A 5,375-nucleotide genomic window follows, 5' to 3' on the forward strand; every position below is an offset into this window, starting at 1 on the left:
GGCAGAACGCCGACGACCTTGCCCGTCAGTGCGTCGGCGAGGTCCTCGTTGATCGATCCGCCGGGCACAGGGCGCAGCAGCAGCGCCAATCCGTAGTAGACGGCGCCCGTCGCAATCGTCGTCACGATCGGCTGCAGCCGGCCGAAAATGATGATCACGCCGTTCAGCGCGCCGCACAGCGCACCCGCGCCGAGCACGCCGGCGATGCCGAGCGCGCTGTGCAGCGAGTCGCCCGTAACGATCCACGACCCGATGCAATTCGTCAGCACCAGCGTCATGCCGATCGACAGGTCGATGCCGGCGGTCAGCACGACGAGCGCCTGCCCCATCGAGACGAGCGCGAGCAGTACCGCTTTGTTCGCTGCCGTCTGAAATACATTGGCCGACAACGCCGACGGATAGTTGACGAGATAGATCGCGAACATCAGCACGAACAGGCCGAACGCGAACACCGCTCCACGATTCTCCGCATACCAGTAACGCAGGCCGCTCATAGCGCCACTCCCGTGGAAGGCAAAATCTGTCCGACGGGCAGGTCGAGAGCACTGGCAATCAGGTTCTGCTCGGTAATCGCCGAGCCGACGAGTTCCTTCTTGATCCTGCCTTCGTACAGTACGAGCACGCGGTCGCAGCAGCCGATCAGCTCGTCATAGTCGGTCGAATAGAAGACGATCGCGGCGCCTTCGTCGGCAAGGCGCCTGAGCAACTGGTAGAGCTCCTGCTTGGTGCCGACGTCGATACCGCGCGTCGGGTCGCTGAGTAGCAGGATCCTCGGCTGCCGCATCAGCCACTTCGCGATGACGACCTTCTGCTGGTTGCCGCCCGACAGCGAGCCCACGGGCGCGTCGAGGCTGAACGACTTGATCGCAAGCAGCTCCATCATCCGCTCGACGAGCGACTGCTGGCGGTCGCGATCGATTATGCCGGCGGTGGACATGCGATCGAGTGCGGCAAACGACAGGTTCTCGCGTACCGACATCGGCAGCATCAAGCCTTCGGTCTTGCGGTCCTCGGGTATCAGCGCCATACCGATTTCGTTGGCGCGCGCGGCCGTCGGGCTCCCGATCGACACGGCTTTGCCGTTGATCTCGATTTTGCCCGCGCAGCCGCGCAACACGCCGAATAGCGCGAGCAGCAGTTCGCGCTGGCCTTGTCCGTCGAGGCCGCCCAGTCCGAGGATTTCACCGGGCTGCAACGAAAAGCTGATGCCCCGCAGCGTGTCGCTCCATGCGAGATCACGACAGGCGAGAACCGGCGCGGTGCTGCGGGCGTGCGCGGGCTGGTCCGCCGGTTTGGCCGCGGGTTTGGCAGCGGGTTTGGCAGCGGGTTTGGCAGGAAACGCATGCTGGTACTTCCGGCCGATCATCATTTCGACAACCTCACTGTCGGAGCGCGTGCCAGCTTCGAAGCTCATCACATGTCGACCGTTCCGGTAGACCGTGCATTCGTCCGCGAGCGCCTTCACCTCGTGCATGCGGTGCGAGATGAACAGCAGCGCGAGCCCCTCTTCGCGCAGGCGCTTGAGCACCTCGATCACGCGCGCGACGTCGGCCGCGGTCAGCGCCGAGGTGGCTTCGTCGAGGATCAGAATGCGCGGCGCGTGTGCCAGCCCCTTCGCGAGCTCGACCATCTGCTGGCGCGACAGCGGCAGGTCCCGGACTTTCGCAAGCGGATTGATGTCGGCGGCGCCCGCTCGCACGAGCGCCTCCTCGGCCTGGCGGCGTTGGGTCCGCCGGTCAATCATCCCAAAACGTCGCGGCGGGTTCGCAGCGTAGATGTTGTCCGCCACGCTCAAGTCGGGGATCAGCGACAGCTCCTGATACACGCAGACGATACCGGCCGAGTTCGCCTCGGCAGGCGACGCGAACGAGACCTCCCGGCCATCGAAATGCATCGTGCCCTCGTCCGGCTGCACGACGCCGGACATCACCTTCAGCAACGTGGACTTGCCCGCGCCGTTCTCGCCGAGGATCGCGTGAATGCGGCCTCTGCGCACCGTGAGCTCGGCGTGATCCAGCGCGACGGCGCCGCCGTAGCTTTTCGACACGCCCGACATCTGAAAGAACGGCTGCTCTGCATCCTGCGGCATGCTTCGTCTCCGGTCACAGCGCGGGCCATCATCCGGTCACTGGTTGCCCTGGCTCTGCTTCATGATTTCCTGCGCAGAGAAAATGATGCCGCATGTCGGAAACGAGTTGCCGACGAAAAAGTTGTCGGAGTCGTTCGGAAAATAGTTGACGCCCGACTTCAGCATCGTATCGTCGGTGACGTCGAGCGGCAGCTTGATCGCCACGGGAATCGTCTGGCCATCCAGCGCAGCGAGTGCCGTCTTGATCGCCACGGCCACCTGCGCGGGCCCGGTGCCCGCCGACGTGCACTTCAGGCCCTGGCTCCCATACTGCGCGCAGAACTTGCGAAAGCCGTTCTCCGTCTCGCCGCCGAAAGGCACGAACGGGTGTTTCGCATCGATCATCGCGCGCACGACGCCCGTGTCGCCACCTTGCGCCGATATGCCATCGAAATGACCCTGCACGGCAATCGCGTCGGCGGCGACCTTTTGCGCGACCCCGTCGTCCCACTTGCCGTAGACCTGGACGACGTTCCACTTCCTGCCGGTGTCGTCCAGCGTTTTCGTGAAACCATTGTGCCGGTCCGTGTCGACCGACGTGCCCGCCACCCCGCGAACTTCGAGCACCTTGCCTCCCTTCGGCAGGTGGCCCGCGAGCCATTTGGCCCACAGCGCACCGAGCCCATACTGGTCGACGTTGACGTTGATCGCGTCTTCGCTGTCGAGCGTGTTGTCGAAAGCGACCAGCACCACACCGGCGTTCTTCGCGCGGCGGATCGCCGGGCCGAATGAGGAGGGGTTCTGCGCGTTCACGATGACGGCGTCATAGCCGGCATCGATGAAGTTGTTGACGGCCGAGATCTGCGCCGGAACGTCCTCGCCGGTCGAGACGACCTTGAATTCCTTGAGCTTGGCGGCAACGGCCGGTTGCGCGGTGTAGGCCTTGGCCGTCCTGATCATCTGGATACGCCAGGTGTTCGCGATATAGCCGTTCACGAGTGCGATCCGGTAAGGCGCGTTCTTCTTCGGATACTTGATGAACTTCGTGTCGCTCTTCCAGGGGACCATGCAGGCGGGATCGCTGGACGGCCCTGAAACGATCGAAGCCTGCGCGAAAGCCCCGCTTGCGCAGAGCGCCAATGCGGCGCTCGCCGCCGCTCGAAGCACGTGGATTCCTGAAAGCATGTTGCCTCCTTTTTGTTCGATTGGACGTACCGATTGCCTGCGCACATGGCTGGTCGTGGACTGCCGGCACGGTGTGCGTGAAGCACGGAACCTTGCGGAGTTGCTATAGCGGGACTGGATCGGACTTGCAGAAGGAGCTTTTCAACGGCGCCTCCTCGAAGCGAAAAGAGGGCATGCGCATACGCGTTCCTGTCTGACAGTACTGGCATACCAATCCACGCGCGATAGTGGTTTACCAGTGAGTCCAACGCACCGGGCGGCCGGGCTGAAACCCTTGGTGGATAAGGACTGGGCCGCTGTGAACGAAGGCGGCGTTGCACGGGGTGGGGGTGCCATTTTGACGAAGTTCAGCGGTCGCCCGGTGGCTTCGACCATTTCGAGAGCCGCAGATGGGCGATCTTTCGCACACGTCAACCGACCCAGCCGCCGACCGGCCCTCGCAGCATTGACAGGTACTTCACCGTTCGAAATGATTTTGCTGAAGGCATGAGGTGCGCGCCTCGCTAGCACGAACAAGTCTCAGCCATCGGAGGCGCGGTCGTGCGGTTTGCTTCCGGTGCAGCGGCCGGACGCTCTGTTGCCAACCGGATCGTCGAGCAGCGTCCCAAGTCCTGAACGGCCGACCGACCAAAATCCGGACGTTCGATGCAGTTCGTCAAGCTAACCAGTGAACTACAGATCAGGCTTGTAAAGCGTGCCTTATGCGCAAGATTTTCGGAAGCCTTCTTGCCCTTACCCAACGTTCGCGAGCGGTTTGTGCGCCGATCTACGGTAAAGCGGTCATCCAACCAAGTCACCGAGTTGTGCACAGCGATGCGGTTCCGCTCATCGGCCCGTTTCAGCGCACCGGCGCTGGGTAGTCTTTCCAAAGCCATTCGAGTGCTTCGGCCATGGTTTGTGCTTCGGTGGCATCGTCGACGTGACCGGCATTGCGGGAGAACACGAACTGGTAGTGGTATCCCTCGGCGGCGAGGACGCGCGCCATGTCCTCGTTGGCCGCGGTCCAGTCATGCATGCCATCGGCAAGAGGACTGACCGGATAAAAGAGATCGCGATCACCCGCCTCGAACCAATACCGGATCGGCTTGCGCGGTGAATTCGGGATCAGCGGTACGCCATCGGAGGCGATTGCAGGCGTCACAGTATTTCCCGACACGGTGAGGTTCGGCTTGATCGGCCCCGGCCACACATCATGGTACTGCCAGGCGCCACCCGGAAGTGCTGTGTCATGCGGCCATTGCTGGTTCACCATCGTTGGCGAGTAGCCAAGCACGCGGTGATAGAGATCGGGACGGAACCAGGCCATGGTAAAGGCGGCGGCAGCACTCGAGCTGAAGCCCATGGTCGCACGACGATCCGGATCCTTCGTCAACCGTACATGCGCATTCTGTTCGACGCGGGGCAACACCTCCTGCTCCACCCATCCGGCGTAGGTGCCGGACACGGTGTCATATTCGCGGCCCCGTTCGCTGCCCTGCGCGTCCTGTCCGCCGGCGCCTATGCCGATGGCCACCATCGGCGGCAGCTTGTGCTCATGGATGAGCTTGTCCAGCACGTTGAACAGCATCTGCTCCTTGAAGAAGCTGTGCCTGCCGCCATCACCGTACACGATGAATGGCGCGGCCGTGCCCGCGACGTAACCGGCCGGCACATAGACATCGACCTCGCGACTCCAACTGCCAGGATGGCTCGCGGGCACCAGAAGATCGGATTTGTCGCCAGGAGCCGTCGAAGAAGAATTCACCGCGGAATTCTTGCATCCGGGCATATCGTCACGAACCATGCCGGGCCGGTAGATGACGCTGTCTGCCGAGGTCATGATGAAGGTATGGACCGTGCCGTGCGGCACATTGGCCTGAGCAACCGTCTCTGGCGACGGCCGATGCGTTGGACCAATGATGAAGTTGCCCTCGCTATTGATCGACGGAACCTGGCCATCCGGCAGTTCTGTCGCTTTCGGATAGTTCGGATTGTGCGGGTCGCGAGTGGGCGGAGTCGTCTTTAGATCCAGCCCCGCCGTATCGATGAAGAACGGCGCCTTCGGATCGGTTGTGTTGGCACCAGCCGGAACCGACGCATTGGGCGGTACGCAAGTGGCGTCTGCGGCGATGGCCGGCACGGC

4 protein-coding genes are annotated in these 5,375 nt (G+C 62.9%); all 4 read right to left on the minus strand.

Annotation, left to right across the window (positions count from 1 at the left end):
- Positions 1-494, minus strand: a 494-nt coding sequence (locus tag QOC89_RS18365; RefSeq protein ID WP_416340415.1) for an ABC transporter permease, incomplete at its 3' end; no start/stop codon positions are given.
- Positions 491-2,089 (minus strand): sugar ABC transporter ATP-binding protein, encoded by a 1,599-nt coding sequence (locus tag QOC89_RS18370; protein ID WP_323046327.1) that lies wholly within the window; start codon positions 2,087-2,089, stop codon positions 491-493. The genes QOC89_RS18365 and QOC89_RS18370, both read right to left, overlap by 4 nt.
- Before the next feature lie 36 nt (positions 2,090-2,125).
- Positions 2,126-3,253, minus strand: coding sequence for a sugar ABC transporter substrate-binding protein (locus QOC89_RS18375; RefSeq protein WP_323046328.1), 1,128 nt, complete (start codon positions 3,251-3,253; stop codon positions 2,126-2,128).
- An 838-nt stretch (positions 3,254-4,091) separates the two neighbouring features.
- A partial coding sequence (locus tag QOC89_RS18380; RefSeq protein WP_323046329.1) for an alpha/beta hydrolase occupies positions 4,092-5,375 on the minus strand: 1,284 nt, incomplete at its 5' end.

The organism is Paraburkholderia sp. (genome assembly GCF_034668105.1).
Classification (GTDB): Bacteria; Pseudomonadota; Gammaproteobacteria; order Burkholderiales; family Burkholderiaceae; genus Paraburkholderia.

Excerpts from the sequence above, each read along its gene's own strand:
- QOC89_RS18370 (WP_323046327.1), bottom strand. The coding sequence starts at position 2,089 with ATGCCGCAGGATGCAGAGCAGCCGTTCTTTCAGATGTCGGGCGTGTCG.
- QOC89_RS18375 (WP_323046328.1), bottom strand. The coding sequence starts at position 3,253 with ATGCTTTCAGGAATCCACGTGCTTCGAGCGGCGGCGAGCGCCGCATTG.